We start from the raw sequence: 16588 nt of genomic DNA on the forward strand, positions 1-16588 counted from the left end.
GCGCGTCACTTGATGGCGCCCTGGGTCACACCGGACATGACCCACCGCTGGGTGAGCACGTACACGATGATCGACGGGGCCATCGCCATGAGGTACGAGGCGAACGACACGTTGTAGTTGTTGCTGAACTGGCTCTGGAAGATCTGCTGCAGCACGGGGAGCGTCTGCAGCGCGGGATCGGCGGTGATGAGCGCCGGCATCATGTAGTCGTTCCACGACGCCAGGAACGCGAAGATCCCGACGGTGGCGCTCATCGGGGCGAGCAGCGGGAACAGCAGCCGCCAGAACACCTGGCCGACGCTCGCGCCGTCGATGCGGGCGCTCTCCTCGAGCTCGCCCGGGATCGACCGCAGGAACGCGGTGAACAGCAGCACGCTGAACGACAGCTGGAACATGATGTGCAGGATCGCGACGCCGATGGGGTTGTCGAGGTGGACCATGCCGGTGAGCTTCACCTGCGACAGCGCGAGCACCGGGAACGGCAGGAACATCGCCGCGAGCAGGTAGAAGAACGACCAGCGGAACAGCCGGTGCTGCCAGTTGTGCGAGATCGCGTAGGCAGCGAACGACGCGAGCAGGATCGTGCCGGACACCGAGATCGCGGCGACCAGGACCGAGACGCCGAACGCCCGCGGGAAGTCGGTCAGCTCCCATGCCTTGACGAAGCCCTCGATGCTGAACGGAGCCGGCAGCGAGAACGCGTTGCCGTCGATGGCCTGCCCGGTCGTCTTGAACGCCATCACGACGGTGACGTACAGCGGGACCAGGACGGTCAGCGTGCAGACCGCCAGGATGATCGTCAGCGGCCAGTTCCAGCCGCTCTTCGACCGTCGTCCGCGGGCGCTGTCGGCGTCGACGGACTGCATGCTGCCGGTGCGGGTCGTGCCCGGCTGGAGGGGTGCCTGGAGCGTCATGAGAAGAGGGCCTTCCCGCGGCTGAGCCGCAGCTGGACGAGCGCGAGGACGACGGTGATGACGAAGAAGATCGTCGCGTTCGCCATCTGGTACGAGTAGTCGCCGCTGTTGAACCCGTTGAAGATCGACATCGCGACGCTGGTCGTCGAGGTTCCGGGGCCGCCCGCCGTCAGGCCGACGATGATGTCGTACGCGTTCAGGAAGTTCTTGAACCCGAGGATGAGGTTGATGACGATGTAGCCCGCGGTGAGGGGCATCGTGATCGAGATCAACTGGCGCCACGACGACGCGCCGTCGATCGCGGCCGCCTCGTACACCTCGCCCGGGATCGCCAGCACGCCGGCGATGTAGATGAGGAGCGTGCCGGGGATCGCCTGCCACGTCGTGACGATGACGATCGCGACCCAGGCCAGGTCCGGGTTCGCAAGGATGCTGGTCTCGAGCGGTGCGAAGCCGAGCGACGTCGCCAGGGCGGGGAGACTGTTGCCGAACAGGAACGAGAACACGTAGGCGATGACGATGCCCGAGATGACCATCGGCAACACGAAGACCGCGCGGAGGGTGACCTTCGCCCGGATCCGGCTCGTCAGGGCGATCGCCAGCAGCAGGGCGATCGCGTTCACCACGAGCACGGTGACGAGCGAGAAGCCCATCGTGAACAGGTACGCGTTGAGGATCGCGGGGTCGCTGAAGATGGCGAGGTAGTTCGTCAGCCCGGTGAAGCCGAACTCGCCGAAGCCGACCGAGTCCGTGAAGCTCAGCACGATGCCCATCACCGCCGGGACCGTGATCGCGAGCGTGAACACGACCAGGGTCGGCAGCAGGAAGGCCAGGAACACCGGCTGGATGCGGTGCATGTGGGCACGGGGGGTCCGCGTGGTGCGGGAGCCCGCCGTGGGGGAGCCGTGCGGCGCGGTGTCCGGGCTTCCTGGGCGTTGTTCGTTCCGGCGACTGCCGCCGGATGACGTCGTGGCGATGGCCATGGGGATCGTCTCCTCGGTCCGCGGACCGGGTCAGGCCTTCCGACGCGCCACGCGCGCCCAGTCGGCATCGAGGGTGCGGAGCTGCGGAGCGGGTGCGCCGCCGAGGGCGATCGACTGCGCGTAGTTCGCCACCGGGATCTCGGCGGGGACCAGCTGGGACACCCCGAGGTAGAACGCGGCGTCGTCGTAGTACTGCTGCATGCCCTTGAGCGTCGGGTTCGCGACGGGCGGCGAGTCCTTGCGCGTGCCGAACCCGTTGTTGTCCGCGTTGTACTGGTCGGCGATCTCGGGCGACATCAGGAACTTCAGGAACGTCCGCGCCGCCTCCTGCTTCTTCGACGCCTTCGGGATCCAGAGCGCCAGGTCGACGTTGACCCGCACCTTCAGGTCGTCCGGGTCGTCGGTCGCGGGCAGCGGGAAGGTCCCGAGGTCCATGTCCGGCGTCGTCTTCGCGATCTCGATGAGCGCCCACGGTCCCTGCAGGTACATGGCCGACTCGCCCTTGGCGAACGCCAGGTTGCCGTCGCCGTACGCGCGGCTGGCGGCGTTCTTGTTCATCCACTTCGCCAGCTGCTCCATACGGCCCATCGGCGGTTCGAAGTCCTTCGAGAACGAGACCGGCGACGACGGGGTGAGCGACGTCCCCTCCTGGTCGAGCGCCGAGAAGGTCTTCTCCACGTCGAGCATCCCGCCGATGGAGTAGTCGAACATCCCCTGCGCGATGGTCCACGTGTCCTTGTACGTGCCGTAGAACGGGGTGATGTCCGCGGCGAGCAGCTTCTCGCACACCGCCGTCAGCTCGGTCCAGGTCGTCGGGACCTCGAGACCCTGCTCGGCGAAGATCTTCTTGTTGTAGATAACCGACGCGGCGGTCACCGAGTACGGCAGCGCGTTCCGTTCACCCGGGTAGGACGCGGTCTGCTCCATGAGCGTCCAGAGGTCCGGGTTGATCGCCTTCGCCTCGTCCAGGTCGGACAGGTCGGTGAGCGCGCCGTGCTCGACGAACGACACCATGGCGTAGTTGTAGTTCAGGCAGCCGAGGTCCGGCGGCGAGCTCCGCACGAAGTCGGCGGGCAACGACGACGTCGAGTCGCGGATGACCCGGATCTTCGACTGGCTCTTGTGGAACTTCGCGATGACGTCGTCGAAGTAGCCGATGACCTCGGGCTTCGAGACGTAGAACGTGATCGTCTCGGTGCCGCTCGAGGACGAGGACATCGGGGCGCATCCAGCGAGGGCGAAGCCGCTGGCGATGCCACCGGCCCCGAGCAGGAAGGAGCGTCGGCTGAACCCGGCGGTCTTCCGTGTCGTGGCGTGTTGTTGCACGTCGTCTCCGATCAACCGGGCCCGGCATCCTTGCCGTCCTGGTCCCGCGTCCGGCTCCGGTGCCGCCCGCATGACTAAATGTAGCGAGAAAATCTAATAGCGCAAGGAACTTCTGGCGCGGTAGTCTCACCGCATGCCGCTGCGTCGTGGGACCGTCCGCGGGTCGAGCACCGAGACCGTGCTCGACCATGCCTTCGCCGCGCGCGGCTTCACTGCGACCGAGGCGATGCACGCCACCGGACTGACCCGCTCCACCGTCCTGGCGGCGTGCGACGAGCTCGTCCGGCTCGGGTGGATCCGCGAACTGCGCGATGCCCGCGCCGTGGGGGAGTACCGCATCGGCCGGCCCGCCAAGCGCTACGGCCTCGACGAGCGCGCGGGCGTGGTCGTCGGCGTCGATGCCGGCCAGCACCGGGTCACCGCGTTCGTGGCCGACCTGCGCGGGCGCACGCTGGCGCGGGCCGAGGGCTCCACGGGGATCGACGACCTCGACGTCCCGCACCGCATCCGCACGGTCGCGGACACGATCGCGACGGCCCTCGCCACCGCCGGCGTCGGTCCGGGCCGCGTGCTCGTCACCACGATCGGCGTCCCGGCACCCGTCTCCGCCGACGGCACCTCCCTGCCCGGCGACGGCGGCTACTGGGCCGCGATGAACCCCGGCTTCGGTGACGTCACCGGACACGGCCGGATCGTCGTCGAGAACGACGCCAACCTCGCCGCGGTCGCCGAACGCGACGTCCGCGCCGACCGCTCGTTCGCAGCCCTGCTCGCCGGGGAGCGCTTCGGCACCGGCCTGGTCGTCGACGGGCGCCTGCTGCGCGGCGCGCACGGCGGCGCCGGTGAGATGCGCGTGCTCGGCATGGTCGAGGGCGTGGGGTCGGCCGACGGGCTCGGCAAGACCGCCAAGGCCCTCGTCGAACGCGCCGCCCAGGAGGGCCGGATCGCCTCCGGCACACCGCTCGCGACCGCGGTGCGCGCCGGCCGCACCGACGCTGCCGCCGTGTTCGCCGCCGCCCGCAGTGGTGACCCGGTCGCGCAGCAGGTCGTCGACCAGTTGGGGGACCGGCTGGCGCGGGTCTGCATCGTGCTCGCGAGCCTGCTCGACATCGATCGAGTGGTCGTCGCCGGCGCGATCGCTCAGCCCGCCGGCGCGGTGATCGAGCACGCGCAGGAGCTGCTGGCCGCGTGGAGCCTCGACCCGGTGCCACGCATCGTCGCGTCGGGACTCGGTGCGGACGTCGTCGTGCACGGCGCCATCGCGCTGGCGCTCGAGGTCGTGCAGGACGATCCGCTGGGGATGGCGCTGCCCGTCGCTGCCGCCACCGGGCCGGTCGCCGCCGACACCGGGGTGACCGACGTGGTCGTGCCCGCCTAGCGCCCAGCACGCAGTGCCCAGCAGGCAGTGTCCAGCAGGCAGTGTTCAGCGCCTACTGGCCCGAGTCCGTCCGCCCCCGGCCCCGGCGCCAGGACAGGACCTGGCGCACGGTGACCTTCGAGCCGTACTGCGCGACCGAGTGCCGGAACAGGTACTGCGCGAACCAGAGCAGCACGACCGCCACGGCGAACACCTCGACGATGCAGATGACCGACTCGACCGGTGACAGCGCGCCCACCGCGTTCCGGACCATCGCGGTCACCGGGGTGAACGTCGGGAAGTACGTGAAGAACGCCGCGACGGGGGTGGTCGGGCTGGTCATGACGAAGAACGCGGCGTAGACGGGGATGATCAGCGCGAAGATCGCCGCCGACTGCAGCGTCGAGGCGTCCTTGATCGTCGGGACGGCAGCGCCGACGACGACGAACAGGGCCGAGGCCAGCAGGACCCCGCCGATCAGCAGCAGCGCGCCCACGACCATCCGCCAGGGGTCGATGACCACGTGGCCGACGCGGCTCGCCAGGAGCGGCACGACGACCGCGAGCGAGAGCAGTCCCGGGACCAGGAAGACCCCGATCTGCACCAGGCCCACCAGCAGCATCGCGATGACCTTGCCGCGGATCAGGTCACCGGCGGTCACCGTGGTGAGGATCATCTCGGAGATCCGGTTCTCCTTCTCCTCGACGACCACCGTGACCATGCGGGCGGCGAGCAGCAGCACGAGACCGAAGAACGCGGCGACGAAGACCAGCGGCGGCACGATCGACAGCCACCCGGGTGCGACCCTGCCTTCGACGTACGCCGTGACCTCGGCGTTCGGGGGCGAGCGGAGGATGCTGACCGACTCCGGGTCGTCGACGCCGGCAGCGACGCTCTGCTCGAGGACCCGCTCTGCCAGCGACGAGTACGACCCGTTCTCGAACAGGCCGCGGTCCTTCGCGGTGACCTGGATCGACTGGCTCGACGGGGTGCGCGGGAAGACGATCAGCGCGTCGAGCCGCCCCGCGACGACGTCGGCCCGGTCGCCGGCCTCGTCGGTCGAGGGAGTGCCACCCCAGCGGGCCGCGACGGACTCGGACACCAGCCCCGAGCGGTCGACGTAGTGGAACGGGGTCTTCGTCGCCGAGGAGCTCGACAGCACGGAGTCGGTGCCGGCGCTCTGTCCGACACCGACCAGCAGCGACACGACCACGATGACGACCGGCAGCGCGAGTGTCCCGATCCAGAACGCCGGCTTCTTGACGGCCCGGACGAACTCGAACCGGATGACGGTGCCCAGGCGGCTCATCGGACCCCTCCTGTCGACGCAGACGCAGACGCAGACGCAGACGCGGACGCCGGTCCGGTCGCGGACGTCGTCTCGTCCTCGCCCGCGTCGTGGCCGTAGACCTGCACGAAGATCTCGTCGAGCGGGATCCGACGCATCTCGAAGCCGGTCACGTGCACGCCTGCGGCGACGAGCGCGGCGAGGATGTCGGAGCCGTCGGGGGCGGCGGTGCTCGACGGCACCAGGTAGGCGACGTGGCCCTCGTGCCGGGCGAGCCGGTACAGCGTGGAGCGGGGGACCGGACCGTCGAGGGCGACCTTCGCGACGGCGCCGCCGAACCGGTCCTGGACGTCCGGGATCGTGCCGTAGGCGGCAGCGGTGCCGTCCTTGAGCAGCAGGATCCGGTCGCACAGCCGTTCGACCTCGTCCATGTGGTGGGTGACCAGGACGACCGTGGCGCCGTCGGCCTTGCGCTCGTCGACCAGGTCGAGCAGCAGCCGACGGTTCACCGGGTCGAGGCCCTTGGTCGGCTCGTCGAGGATGAGCAGGCGCGGCCGGTCCATGATCGTGATGCCGAGCTGCACCTTCTGCTGCTGACCGCCGGAGAGCTTGTCGACCCGGAGCTTGGCCTTGTCGCCCAGCCCGACGCGCGCCAGGTAGTCCGTCGACCACCGCGTCGCCTCGGACCGTGGCATCCCGCGCAGCGCCGCGAAGTAGGTCATCACGTCGATGACCGACTCCTTGCGGTACAGCCCACGCTCCTCGGGGAGGTACCCGATGCCGCCGGTCGCCGGGCGGTAGGGCGCTCCGTCGATCGTCAGGGTGCCGGCCGTGGGGGACGTGATGCCGAGCAGTGCGCGGATCGTCGTCGTCTTGCCCGAGCCGTTGCTGCCGAGCAGGCCGAACGTCTCGCCGGGTGCCACGTCGAAGGACAGCCCGTCCACGACCGTGCGGTCCCCGAACCGCATCACGAAGTCCTGCACGCTGATGCTCGCCCCGGCCATGGAGCCCCCAATCTCGTCGCGCTGACCCTACTGGCGACGCCGGGGGTGCTGCTGGGTGCGATGCAATGCAACGCGAACGCGAACGCGAACGCGCCGCGCCGCGCCGCGCTACGGACGCGCGATCGGTGACAGCCGCGCCAGCTGGGTGACGTGCCCGGGTTCGAGTTCGTCGAGGGACGCGACCCCGAGCAGGCGCATGGTCCGCTCGATCTGCTCGGACAGGATCTGGATCATCCGGTCGACCCCGGCCTCGCCGCCCGCCATCAGCCCGTACAGGTAGGCGCGGCCGACCATCGTGAACTTCGCCCCGAGCGCGACCGCGGCGACGATGTCGGCGCCGGACATGATGCCGGTGTCCAGGTGCACCTCGGTGTCCATCCCGACCTCCTTGACCACGGACGGCAGCAGGTGGAACGGGACGGGTGCGCGGTCGAGCTGCCGGCCGCCGTGGTTCGACAGTGTGATGCCGTCGACGCCCATGTCCGCAAGGCGCTTCGCGTCCGCCAACGACTGCACGCCCTTGACGACGACCTTGCCCTGCCACTGCGACCGGATCCACGCAAGGTCCTCGTACGTGACGGTCGGGTCGAACATCGAGTCGAGCAGCTCGCCGACGGTGCCGGACCAGCGGTCGAGCGAGGCGAACGACAGGGGCTCGGTGGTCAGGAAGTCGAACCACCACCACGGGCGGGGGATCGCGTTGACGACGGTCTTGATGCCGAGCTGCGGTGGGATCGAGAACCCGTTGCGTTTGTCCCGCAGGCGCGCACCGGCGACGGGGACGTCCACGGTGACGAGCAGCGTGTCGAACCCGGCCTTCTCCGCGCGGGAGACCAGCGCCATCGACTTGTCGCGGTCCTTCCACATGTACAGCTGGAACCAGTTACGGCCGTGCGGGTTGGCGTCGCGGACGTCCTCGATCGCGGTGGTGCCCATCGTGGACAGGGAGAACGGGATGCCGGCGCGACCTGCTGCCCGGGCACCGGCACGCTCGCCCTCGGTCTGCATCATCCGCGTGAACCCCGTCGGGGCGATGCCGAACGGGTACGCCACCGGCGCTCCGAGCACCTCGCGCGACGTGGACACCTGCGACACGTCGCGCAGGATCGCGGGGGTGAACTCGATGTCCTCGAACGCCTGCCGTGCACGCGCGAGCGAGATCTCCGCCTCGGCCGCGCCTTCGGTGTAGTCGAACGCCGCCTTCGGGGTTCGTCGGGCCGCGATGGCGCGCAGGTCCCAGATCGTCAGCGCGGACTCCAGGCGCTGCCGCCGACCCGGCAACGCGGGCTTCTTGAACTGCATGAGCGGCGCCAGGTCGCGCACCGTGGGCAGCTGTCGCTTCACCGGCGTGCGGCGCGTCGAGGGTGCTCCCGGGGTCGGCGCAGGCGCTCCGGTCGCCGGGTCGACACGTCGCTGGTCATCGGTCGAGGTCATACAGACATCCTACGTCTCGGGGTGGTCCGGGTGGGGGTACGTTCTGCGGACGGCGTGTAGCGGACCGGCTCGACCGTCCGCGCGACCACGGCCCGCAGCGCTTCGAGTGACGCTCCGCCGAGGCCGGCCAGCCCCGCGGCCCGCGCCTGCACCAGGACGTTGCCGAGTGCGGTCGCCTCGACGGGGCCGGCCAGGACCGGGCGCCCGGTGCGGTTCGCCGTCAGCTGGCAGAGCAGTCGGTTCTGTGATCCGCCCCCGACGATGTGGACCTGTCGGATGTCCTTGCCCGTCACGGCGCCGATGGTCGCGAGCGTGGCGGCGTAGGCATCGGCGAGGGACTCCAGGATGGAGCGGACGACCTCGGCACGCGATGCCGGCGCCGACAGCCCGTGCTCGACGCACCACGTGCTGATCCGGGCCGGCATGTCCCCGGGGGGCGTGAAGGACTCGTCCGCGACGTCGAAGACGGGGACCGGTGCGGTGACGGCCGCGGCGGCGGCGAGCAGGGCCTCCAGGTCGATGTGGTCGCCGGTGCGCTCCCAGGTCCGCACGCTCTCGGACAGCAGCCACAGGCCGGACACGTTCTTGAGGAACCGGACCCGGCCGTCGACGCCGCCCTCGTTGGTGCAGTTGGCGGCGCGGGCCGCGTCCGACAGGACGGGCGCGTCGAGCTCGACGCCGACGAGTGACCACGTGCCGCTGGAGATGTACGCGAAGTCGCCGGTCGTCGCGGGGACCGCGACCACGGCGCTCGCCGTGTCGTGCGACCCGACGAGCGTGACGGGTGCGCTGCCGCCCACGGCGTCGGCGACGGAGGGCAGCAGGGGACCGAGCCGGTCGCCCGGGTCGCGCAGCGTGGGCAGCAGGCCGGACGGGAGGCCCGCGGCAGCCCGCAACGCCGGGTCCCATCCGCGGGTGGTCGCGTTCAACGCTCCGGTGGTGGACACGTTGGTCCGCTCGGCGGCCTGGACGCCGGTGAGCCAGTACCCGAGCAGGTCCGGCACCAGGAGCGCGCGGTCGGCCAGGGCGAGCGAGGGGTCCGCAGCCCACTGGAACAGCGTGTTGAACGGCAGGTGCTGCAGGCCGTTCCTGGCATAGAGCTCGGCGGCGTCCACCGCGGCGTGCACCCGCGCGACACCGCGTTGGTGCCGCTCGTCGCGGTAGTGCGTGGGGAGCCCGAGCAGGCGGCCGTCGCGGAGCAGCCCGTAGTCGACCGCCCACGAGTCGATGCCGATGCTGGCGATCTCCGCGTGCTGGCCGAACGCGGTGCGGAGCCCGTCGACGACCTGGCGGTACAGCTCGACGACGTCCCAGTGCAGGGTGTCGGTCGTCCCCTCGTGCAGGGCGACCGGCCCGTTCGGGAACCGGGCGACGTGGTCCATCCGGACGCCGTCGGCGTCGACGTGGCCGACGATGACCCGGCCGCTGGTCGCGCCGAGGTCGACCGCTGCCACGCTGCCGCTCGTGTGCATCGCGCTACCTCAGGAAGGCCGCGGCGACCCCGGCGTCGACGGGGACGTGCAGGCCGGTCGTGTGCGAGAAGTCGGACGTGCAGATGGCGTACACCGCGTTGGCGACGTTCTCGGGCACGACCTCGCGCTTGAGGATCGTGCGCTGCGCGTAGAACGCCCCGAGGTCCTGCTCGTCGATGCCGTACGTCTTCGCCCGGTTCGCACCCCACCCGCTGGCGAAGATGCCGGAGCCCCGGACGACGCCGTCGGGGTTGATGCCGTTGACGCGGATGCCGTGCTCGCCGAGCTCGGCCGCCAACAGCCGCACCTGGTGGGCCTGGTCGGCCTTGGTGGCGGAGTAGGCGATGTTGTTCGGACCGGCGAACACCGAGTTCTTGCTCGAGATGTAGACGATGTCGCCGCCCAGGCCCTGTTCGATGAGGACCTTCGCCGCGGCCTTCGACACGAGGAACGAGCCCTTGGCCATGACGTCGTGCTGCAGGTCCCAGTCCTGCTCGGTGGTCTCCAGCAGGCTCTTGGACAGGCTCAGTCCCGCGTTGTTCACGACGAGGTCGAGGCCGCCGAAGTGCAGCAGGGTCTCCTGGACCGCCCGTTCGATGTCTGCGGCACTCGTCACGTTCGCCGCGACGCCGATGGCCTGGTCCAGCCCGCCGATCTCCGCGGCGGCATCCTGCGCCTTGGTGAGGTCGAGGTCCGCGATCACCACTGCGGCGCCCTCGGCCGCCAGGCGCTTCGCGATCGCCTTGCCGATGCCGGACGCGGCCCCGGTCACGAGGGCGATGCGCGTGCTCAGCTGCTTCGGCGCGGGCATCCGCTGGAGCTTGGCTTCTTCGAGGGCCCAGTACTCGATGCGGAACTTCTCGGCCTCGTCGATCGGGGCGTAGGTGGAGAGGGCCTCGGCGCCGCGCATGACGTTGATGGCGTTGACGTAGAACTCGCCGGCGACGCGGGCGGTCTGGGCGTCCTTGCCGTAGGAGAACATGCCGACGCCGGGAACCAGCACGATGAGCGGGTCGGCGCCGCGGATCGCCGGGCTCGTCGCGTCCGCGTCCGCGTGCCGGTCGTAGTACGCCTGGTAGTCCGCGCGGTACTGCTCGTGGAGTTCGTGCAGGCGGGCTCGTGTGTCGTCGATGCTCGCGGTGGCGGGCAGGTCGACGAGGAGTGGTTTGACCTTGGTGCGGAGGAAGTGGTCCGGGCAGCTCGTGCCGAGTTCGGCCAGGCGCGGTGCTGCCTCGCTCGCGAGGAAGTCGAGCACGGCGTCGCTGTCGGTGAAGTGCCCGACGACCGGCTTGTCGTGCCCGGCGATGCCGCGGATCGTCGGGGCGAGGGCGGCGGCGCGGGCGCGTCGTTCGGTGTCGGGCAGTGCCGCGAAGCCGGGGCGGACGGCGCCGAACGGCTGGTCCTTGCCGTGCTCGGCGATGTACTGCTCGGCGGTGTCGATGATCCACCGGGAGTTGCCTTGCGCCTCGTCGCTCGTGTCGCCCCACGCGGTGATGCCGTGCCCGCCGAGGACCGCGCCGATCGCCTCGGGGTGGTCGCGCTGGACGGCGGCGATGTCGAGCCCGAGCTGGAACCCGGGCCGGCGCCACGGGACCCACACCACGCGGTCGCCGAAGACCGTCGTGGTGAGGGCCGGGCCGTCCGCCGCCGTGGCGATCGCGATGCCGGCGTCCGGGTGCAGGTGGTCCACATGTGCGGCGTCGACCAGGGCGTGCATCGCGGTGTCGATCGACGGGGCGGCACCGCCCTTGCCGAAGAGGGTGTGGTCGAACGCGGCGACCATCTCGTCCTCGTGCTCGGGCCCGCGGTAGACGCCCTGGAGGGCCCGGACCCGGTCGACCCGCAGCACGGCGAGGCCCGCCGGGGTCAGCGTGCCGAGGTCACCCCCGGAGCCCTTCACCCAGAGCAGCTCCACCGGTTCGCCGGTCACCGGGTCGGTGTCGGTGCCCTTCGCCGAGGTGTTCCCTCCGGCGTAGTTCGTGATCCGGGGATCCGAGCCGAGCGCGTTCGAGCGCGCGATGAGCGCGGTGACCGTCTCGTCTGCGGTCGTGGCTGTCGTTGCGGGGTCCACCCGAGCCTCCAGGTCGTTCATCGTCATCGGTCTACGCGCCCCAGCCGGCCTGGACGCCGCCGACGCGGTCCTCGGCGATCTGCCGCTGGTAGCCGGACTCGCGGTAGGCGCGCATCGGGTCGGCGGGGAGGCCGCGGGACTCGCGCCAGGCGGCGAGGTCTGCCCGGATGTCGGTCTGGTACGCGTCCATGAACACCTCGTTCGCACCGAGGACGTCGTGCGCCTCTTGTGCCGCGGTCAGCGCAACACGGTCGAGGAGGAGCGCACGGGCCGTCATCTCCTGCACGTTGAGCACCGAGCGGATCTGGCCGGGGATCTTGTCCTCGATGTTGTGGCACTGGTCGAGCATGAACGCGACGTCGGGGTTGTCGTAGCCGCCGCCGCGGATCACCTCGACCAGGATGCGGAACAGCTGGAACGGGTCCGCGGCCCCCACGATGAGGTCGTCGTCGGCGTAGAAGCGCGAGTTGAAGTCGAAGCTGCCGAGCTTGCCGAGGCGGAGCAGCTGCATCACGATGAACTCGATGTTCGTGCCGGGCGCGTGGTGGCCGGTGTCGAGGCAGACCATCGCCTTGTCGCCGAGCGCTGCGGTCTGCACGTAGCTCGTGCCCCAGTCCGGGACGTCCGTGTGGTAGAACGACGGCTCGAAGAACTTGTACTCGAGCACCAGGCGCTGGTCCGGGCCGAGACGGTCGTAGATCGTGGACAGGCTGTCGTGCAGGCGGTCCTGGCGGGAACGCATGTCCTCTTGTCCGGGGTAGTTCGAGCCCTCGGCGAGCCAGATCTTCAGGTCGCGGCTGCCCGTTGCGTCCATCACGTCGATGCAGCGCAGGTGGTGGTCGATCGCCTTCTGCCGGATCGTCTCGTCGACGTGGGTCAGGGCGCCGAACTTGTAGTCGTCGTCCTGGAACGTGTTCGAGTTGATCGTGCCGAGGCGGACGCCGTGCTCCTCCGCGTGGCGCTTGAGGTCGGCGAAGTCGTCGACGAGGTCCCACGGGATGTGCAGCGCCACGGTCGGGGCGAGCCCGGTGTACCGGTGCACCTGGGCGGCGTCCGCGATCTTCTCGTAGGGGTCGCGGGGGGTGCCGGGCGTTGCGAACACCTTGAAGCGGGTGCCGGAGTTGCCGAACGCCCAGGACGGCAGCTCGATCTGCTGCCGTGCCAGTTGCCCCGTGATGGAGCCGAAGTCCGTTGATGTCATCGTGTCACTTCCTCGTGTCGATTGAATCGTTTCATAGGCTAGCTCGCGGGACCGCGCCGCGCAAGCGGCGGCCGCCCCGGGCCGGCGGCGGTGGCGCATCGCACCCCGCCTCGGACATCGCACCCCGATTCTGCGGGGTGCAATGTCCGTACCGGGGTGCGATCCGTGCCGGCGCCGCGGGCCAGGCCGGTCGGCCGGTCGGCCGGGCCGCGCTACCCCGCGGGCACCGCGGCCGGCGCACGCAGCTCGTGCGTCCCGCCGCCGACCCGCTGCTCCGGCAGACCCGGCAAGCGCACCACCGCGGTCACCCCGTCCGGCACGGTCGCGCGCACGAGCAGCTCGCCGTCGACGAGTTCCCACCGCAGGGCGACGTGCCCGTGCACCGTGTCGAGCGAGGTCGCCGCCCACGTCAGACCCCCGCCCGGCTGCGGCGCGATCAGCACGGACTCGTACCCGGGCGTCAGCGGCGCGAGGCCACCCACCACCCGGTGCATCCAGTCCGCCACGGCGCCGAGCGCGTAGTGGTTGAACGAGGTCATCTGCCCCGGGTTGATCGAGCCGTCCGGCAGCAGCGAGTCCCACCGCTCCCACACCGTCGTCGCCCCCATCGTCACCGGGTAGAGCCACGACGGGCACTCCGTCTGCAGCAGCAGCTGGTACGCGTCGTCCAGGTGGCCGGTCTGCGTCAACGCGTCCGTGATGAACGGCGTCCCCGCGAACCCGGTCGAGATCCGGTGTCCGGAGGCCTCGACCAGCTCGGCGAGCCGGTCGCCGGCCGCCGCCTCGTCATCCGGCGACAGGATCCCGAACACGATCGCGAGCGCGTACACCGTGGTGCAGTCGGAGCGGATCCGACCGTCGGTCACGTAGTGCTGCCGGAACGCGGCCTGGAGGCCCGTGGCCAGCTCCTCCGCTTCTGTCGCCTCCGCCTCGTGGCCCGTCACCCGCGCGGCCTGCGCGACGAGCGTCGCCGACCGGAACGCACACGCCGTCGCGACGACCCCCGGGTCGGCCTTGGCCGCGGCGGCGTCCTCCGGCGGCGCGTCCGGGTCGAGCCAGTCGCCGAACTGGAAGACCGTGTCCCACAGACCCTGGGGCGACAGGTGGTCCCGGATCCGTCGGAGGTGCGCCATCATCGATTCGAGCTGGTCCTCGAGCACGGCGCTGTCGCCGTAGGCCTGGTAGAGCGTCCACGGCACCCAGACCCCGGCGTCCGACCAGATCGCGGTGGCGTCCGGGTCCTTGAAGTCCTCGGCGGGGGAGTACTTCAGCACGTCCGGCACCACGAACGGGATGATCCCGTCGGCGTGCTGCTGCTCGAGCCAGACGTCGCGCAGCCAGTCGCCGAGGAACGCCCTGGTGTCGAACAGGTACGACGCCGTCGGGGCGAACGCGGCGATGTCGCCCGTCCACCCGAGCCGCTCGTCGCGCTGCGGGCAGTCCGTCGGGACGCTGAGGAAGTTGCCCTGCATGCCCCGGACCACGTTGTCGTGGAAGGTGTTCAGCAGGTCGTGGCTCGACGCGAACGTGCCGGTGCGGGTCAGGTCACTCCCCACCTGCACGGCGACCACGGCGGCGCGGAGCTCGTCGAGCGTGCCGGGCCACCCGTCGACCGAGGCGTAGCGGAACCCGTGGAAGGTGAACCGCGGCTCGAAGGTGTCCGGTGACGGACCGCCGCTCAGCGTGCAGTGGTCCGTCGCCTTCGCGGTGCGGAGCGGACGGGTGCCGAGCTCGTCGTGCTCGAGCACCTCGGCGTGCCGCAGCGTCAGCACGGTGCCGGCCGCACCGGACGCGGTGAGACGGATCCACCCGACCAGGTTCACGCCGAAGTCGATCAGCGGGACGCCCGACGGACTGGTCCACACCTCGACGGGGGCGATCTCGGCGAGCGGGCGCACCGGCGGGACCGTGTCGGCGACGAGCTGTCGGGACCCGATGTCGACGGTGTGCACCCCGACGGTCCGGCCCTCGTGCCCGTCGACGCTCGGCACGGTCACCTCGCCCGGCTGCAGGAACGAGCCGTCGCGGAGCCGTGCGTCGATGTCCTGTCCGTCGTAGAGCTCATCGGTGGTGATCGCGCTCGACAGGGCCTGCCAGTCGGTGTCGGTGCCGACGGTCTGCACGTGGCCGTCCTCGAACGTGACGCGGAACGTGACGCGGAGCTCGGCGAACCCGGCGCGCTCGTCGGTGTACCAGCTGCGACCACCGCCCCACGCCAGACGGCCGGCGGCCCAGCCGTTCCCGATGACGAGCGCGAGGACGGTCTCCGTGCCCGGCGCGACCGCGCTCAGGTGTGCCAGGACGTCGTGCGACGCGACGCGGATGCGCCACTCGTAGCTCGTCCACCCCGGTTCGAGCAGGTGGTCGGAGACCCGGCTGCCGCCGAGCCACGCCTCGACCACGCCGAGGGCGCTGACGTCGAGGGTCGCGCTGCGGATCGCGCCGTGCCCCGCGTCGATGGTGACTGCGCGACGCAGGATCGGTGCGCTGCCGAGGTCCGAGTCCGCGGCGATGAACGATGCGGTCCAGCTGGTCATGGTGTCCTTCCGGCGGCCGTCGTCGATGACGGTCGCGTCGATGGTCGTGTGGTCCACCGGCGGTGGGCCGACCTGCGCGGGGCGGGTCGGGCCTCCTGGCCGGGTCGGGCGTCAGCCCTTGACTGCGCCGCTGGTCATGCCGGCGACGATCTGACGGTTGAAGAAGACGTACAGGATGAGCGGGGGGATCGTGATGAGCAGCACGTCCGTGAACAGCAGGTTGAGCTGGCTGACGGACTGGCTCTGGAACGCGTAGAGCGTCTGCTGCACGGTGGCGTTCTCGGACCCCGGCAGGAAGTAGAGCGGGTTCGCGAAGTCGTTGAACACCGCGACCGACTGGACGAGCACCACCGTGATGATGACCGGCTTGAGCAGCGGCAGGACGACCCCGAAGAACAGGCGGATCGGGCCGGCGCCGTCGAGGACCGCTGCCTCGTCGAGCTCCTTCGGGATGGTGGCGACGAACGCGCGGAACAGCAGGATGCAGAACGAGAGCCCGAAGGTCGCCTCGATCAGGATCATGCCGCCCATCGTCTTGAACAGGTTCAGGCCCTGCAGCACCCAGATCGTGGGGACGATCGCGGGCGGGACGATCAGGCCGGCGAGGACGAAGAAGTTGATGACCCCGTTCCACCGCCCCGGACGCCGTTGCAGCACGTAGCCGACCATCGCCGAGAAGACGACCATGATGACGACGCTGCCGACGGTGAGCACGGCGCTGTTGAGGAACGCCCGGACGATGCCGGACTCGCCGGTCTGGAACACCGCCTGCAGGTTCTGCCACAGCTGCCACTGGGTCGGCAGGGTGAATCCGAGCTGGTTCGCCTCGGCCGGGGACTTCGCCGCCTGCAGCAGCACGAAGACGAAGGGCACGAGGAACACCACGAAGCTGACGACGATCGCGATGATGCCGATCACCCACTTGCGGACGATGTCGGGACGGCGGCGCCTGGGGGTGGTGGGCCGGTCGGTGCGCTTGCGCGCGGTGCGCGTGTCGTTCG

Annotated in this window: 12 protein-coding genes; 1 reads left to right on the plus strand and 11 read right to left on the minus strand. The window is 70.5% G+C overall.

Annotated elements, in window-relative coordinates:
• Positions 1-5 precede the first annotated feature (5 nt).
• From BIU90_RS10445 to BIU90_RS10455, 3 genes are all read right to left on the minus strand, one after another.
• The gene (locus tag BIU90_RS10445; RefSeq protein WP_175470190.1) at positions 6-914 is read right to left on the minus strand and encodes a carbohydrate ABC transporter permease; all 909 of its coding nucleotides are present in this window, start codon (positions 912-914) and stop codon (positions 6-8) included.
• On the minus strand, positions 911-1771 hold the full coding sequence (locus BIU90_RS10450; RefSeq protein ID WP_071300152.1) for a carbohydrate ABC transporter permease: 861 nt from the start codon (positions 1769-1771) through the stop codon (positions 911-913). Before BIU90_RS10450 ends, BIU90_RS10445 begins: the two co-directional genes overlap by 4 nt.
• A gap of 156 nt (positions 1772-1927) precedes the next feature.
• Complete coding sequence (locus BIU90_RS10455) at positions 1928-3223, minus strand: ABC transporter substrate-binding protein (protein WP_071300357.1); 1296 nt, start codon at positions 3221-3223, stop codon at positions 1928-1930.
• Between the two features lie 133 nt (positions 3224-3356).
• Here BIU90_RS10455 and BIU90_RS10460 point away from each other — a divergent pair, with 133 nt between their 5' ends.
• Positions 3357-4601, plus strand: a complete 1245-nt coding sequence (locus tag BIU90_RS10460; RefSeq protein ID WP_071300153.1) for an ROK family protein — start codon at positions 3357-3359, stop codon at positions 4599-4601.
• Between the two features lie 52 nt (positions 4602-4653).
• Here the strand turns inward: BIU90_RS10460 and BIU90_RS10465 are convergent, their stop codons facing one another.
• From BIU90_RS10465 to BIU90_RS10500, 8 genes are all read right to left on the minus strand, one after another.
• Positions 4654-5889 carry an ABC transporter permease gene (locus tag BIU90_RS10465; protein ID WP_071300154.1) on the minus strand — a complete coding sequence of 412 codons (1236 nt, stop codon included), beginning with the start codon at positions 5887-5889 and terminating at the stop codon, positions 4654-4656.
• Positions 5886-6872 (minus strand): ABC transporter ATP-binding protein, encoded by a 987-nt coding sequence (locus BIU90_RS10470; RefSeq protein ID WP_254787008.1) that lies wholly within the window; start codon positions 6870-6872, stop codon positions 5886-5888. The genes BIU90_RS10465 and BIU90_RS10470 overlap by 4 nt, the downstream gene beginning before the upstream one ends.
• A gap of 108 nt (positions 6873-6980) precedes the next feature.
• Complete coding sequence (locus BIU90_RS10475) at positions 6981-8174, minus strand: alpha-hydroxy acid oxidase (RefSeq protein WP_071300358.1); 1194 nt, start codon at positions 8172-8174, stop codon at positions 6981-6983.
• A 128-nt stretch (positions 8175-8302) separates the two neighbouring features.
• Positions 8303-9778 carry a rhamnulokinase family protein gene (locus tag BIU90_RS10480; protein ID WP_071300155.1) on the minus strand — a complete coding sequence of 492 codons (1476 nt, stop codon included), beginning with the start codon at positions 9776-9778 and terminating at the stop codon, positions 8303-8305.
• Between the two features lie 4 nt (positions 9779-9782).
• Positions 9783-11870, minus strand: coding sequence for a bifunctional rhamnulose-1-phosphate aldolase/short-chain dehydrogenase (locus BIU90_RS10485; protein WP_071300156.1), 2088 nt, complete (start codon positions 11868-11870; stop codon positions 9783-9785).
• Between the two features lie 10 nt (positions 11871-11880).
• Positions 11881-13050: an L-rhamnose isomerase gene (gene rhaI / locus BIU90_RS10490; protein ID WP_071300157.1), complete on the minus strand. Its 1170-nt coding sequence runs from the start codon at positions 13048-13050 to the stop codon at positions 11881-11883.
• A gap of 212 nt (positions 13051-13262) precedes the next feature.
• Entirely contained in the window at positions 13263-15644 is a 2382-nt protein-coding gene (locus tag BIU90_RS10495; RefSeq protein ID WP_368086277.1) for a family 78 glycoside hydrolase catalytic domain, read from the minus strand.
• A 54-nt stretch (positions 15645-15698) separates the two neighbouring features.
• On the minus strand, positions 15699-16520 hold the full coding sequence (locus BIU90_RS10500) for a carbohydrate ABC transporter permease (protein WP_071300360.1): 822 nt from the start codon (positions 16518-16520) through the stop codon (positions 15699-15701).
• Between the last annotated feature and the right edge of the window lie 68 nt (positions 16521-16588).

The sequence above is a fragment of the Curtobacterium sp. MCBA15_001 genome (genome assembly GCF_001864835.1).
Lineage (GTDB): Bacteria > Actinomycetota > Actinomycetes > Actinomycetales > Microbacteriaceae > Curtobacterium.

What these genes read in the sequence shown, in the direction of transcription:
- BIU90_RS10445 (WP_175470190.1), bottom strand. Translation starts at nt 914, where the DNA reads ATGACGCTCCAGGCACCCCTCCAGCCGGGCACGACCCGCACCGGCAGC.
- BIU90_RS10450 (WP_071300152.1), bottom strand. Translation starts at nt 1,771, where the DNA reads ATGCACCGCATCCAGCCGGTGTTCCTGGCCTTCCTGCTGCCGACCCTG.
- BIU90_RS10460 (WP_071300153.1), top strand. Translation starts at nt 3,357, where the DNA reads ATGCCGCTGCGTCGTGGGACCGTCCGCGGGTCGAGCACCGAGACCGTG.
- BIU90_RS10465 (WP_071300154.1), bottom strand. Translation starts at nt 5,889, where the DNA reads ATGAGCCGCCTGGGCACCGTCATCCGGTTCGAGTTCGTCCGGGCCGTC.
- BIU90_RS10470 (WP_254787008.1), bottom strand. Translation starts at nt 6,872, where the DNA reads ATGGCCGGGGCGAGCATCAGCGTGCAGGACTTCGTGATGCGGTTCGGG.
- BIU90_RS10475 (WP_071300358.1), bottom strand. Translation starts at nt 8,174, where the DNA reads ATGCAGTTCAAGAAGCCCGCGTTGCCGGGTCGGCGGCAGCGCCTGGAG.
- BIU90_RS10480 (WP_071300155.1), bottom strand. Translation starts at nt 9,778, where the DNA reads ATGCACACGAGCGGCAGCGTGGCAGCGGTCGACCTCGGCGCGACCAGC.
- BIU90_RS10485 (WP_071300156.1), bottom strand. Translation starts at nt 11,870, where the DNA reads ATGAACGACCTGGAGGCTCGGGTGGACCCCGCAACGACAGCCACGACC.
- rhaI (WP_071300157.1), bottom strand. Translation starts at nt 13,050, where the DNA reads ATGACATCAACGGACTTCGGCTCCATCACGGGGCAACTGGCACGGCAG.